Source organism: Methanoregula sp., from assembly GCF_002835825.1.
In the GTDB taxonomy this organism is placed as follows: domain Archaea; phylum Halobacteriota; class Methanomicrobia; order Methanomicrobiales; family Methanospirillaceae; genus Methanoregula.
Window position 1 is genome coordinate 1 of record NZ_PIZH01000565.1, and the last position, 1,344, is coordinate 1,344.

At 61.0% G+C, this 1,344-nt stretch carries 2 protein-coding genes; both read left to right on the plus strand.

The features are described from left to right. Nucleotides 1–8 precede the first annotated feature (8 nt). Nucleotides 9–743 (plus strand): cobalt-precorrin-4/precorrin-4 C(11)-methyltransferase, encoded by a 735-nt coding sequence (locus tag CW742_RS13325; protein ID WP_292421185.1) that lies wholly within the window; start codon nucleotides 9–11, stop codon nucleotides 741–743. Further along, on the plus strand, nucleotides 740–1,344 hold a 605-nt coding region (cbiG, locus tag CW742_RS13330), incomplete at its 3' end, for a cobalt-precorrin 5A hydrolase (RefSeq protein WP_292421186.1). The genes CW742_RS13325 and cbiG, both read left to right, overlap by 4 nt.

Below are 1,344 nucleotides of genomic sequence, written 5' to 3' on the forward strand. Positions count from 1 at the left end.
CGTGATGTATGCCCGGAAGTGACGAGAAGAACACGATCTGGTTCGTGGGCGCCGGTGCCGGCGACCCGGAACTGATCACGGTGAAGGGGAGGAAGCTGCTGGACAAAGCCGAGGTGCTGATCTACGCGGGATCGCTCGTGAGCCCGGCGCTTGTCGAAACCTGCTCGGCAGCGGAAAAGGTCGACAGCTGGGACCGGAAGCTCGACGACATTGTTGCCATCATGATCGACCGGGCAAAGAAAGGAAAGCGGGTCGTGCGGCTCCACTCGGGCGACTCCGCGATCTTCGGCTCGATTGTCGAGCAGATCGCAGAGCTGGAAAAAGCCGGGCTCACCGTGAAGATCGTTCCCGGTGTCTCATCGGTCTTTGCAGCGGCAGCAGCCCTGACAACCGAGTACACGCCCAAGGGAGTTGCCGACACGCTCATCATCACCCGTCCCGCGGGAAAGACGCTGGAGAAAGATTACATCCCCGAGCTCTCGAAGGTCCCGGCAACGATGGCATTTTTCCTTGGGAGCGAACACTTCTCCGAAATTACGGAAAAGCTCTCGTGCCCGAAAGACACGCCTGCGGTCGTGATCTTCCATGCCTCGTGGCCCGACCAGAAGATCATCCGGGGCACGGTCGCCGACATTGCACAGAAGGCACAGGACGCCGGTATCACGCGGTCGGCCCTGCTCATCGTGGGCCGCTCCGTGCTCGGCACCGCGTCCGGCTACAAGCGCTCGCACCTCTACTCATGACCGGGACTGTTGTGATCACGTTTCCGTACTCGAAAGAAGAAGCGGAGCGGATCGCGGAGTTTCTCGGTGCGGACGTGATGGAATATTCCGCGGAGATTTTCAAACAGGTCTTCTCCCAGAAAAAGCGGATTGTTGGGCTGATGTCGATGGGGATCGTTGTCCGGAAGATCGCCCCGCTGCTGGATGACAAGTGGACGGACCCGGCTGTTGTCGTGGTCAGCCCGGATATGCGGTTTGCCGTGCCAGTTCTCGGTGGACATCACGGGGCCAACGAGCTCGCAAAGGAACTTGCCGGCATCGGCTTCATCCCGGTCATCACGACCGCAACGGAGTCACGCGGCCGCGATTCGGTGGAGACGATCGCGGACCGGACAGGAACGGATGTCCTGAACCGGGACTCGACCCGGGAAGTGAATGCAGCCATTCTCACAAATGATATCCCCGTCCACGCGGTCCAGGGCCCTGGCATCGTCCTTGCCGGCCCGGACGTATCAGTCCTCATCAGGAAAGGGACGTACTCGGTTGGGGTCGGCTGCCGGAAAGGGATCCGGGCCGACGAGGTTGCCCTGGCCGTGGAAGAAGCCCTTGCAGAGAACGGGAT

What these genes read in the sequence shown, in the direction of transcription:
- CW742_RS13325 (WP_292421185.1), top strand. Translation starts at nt 9, where the DNA reads ATGCCCGGAAGTGACGAGAAGAACACGATCTGGTTCGTGGGCGCCGGT.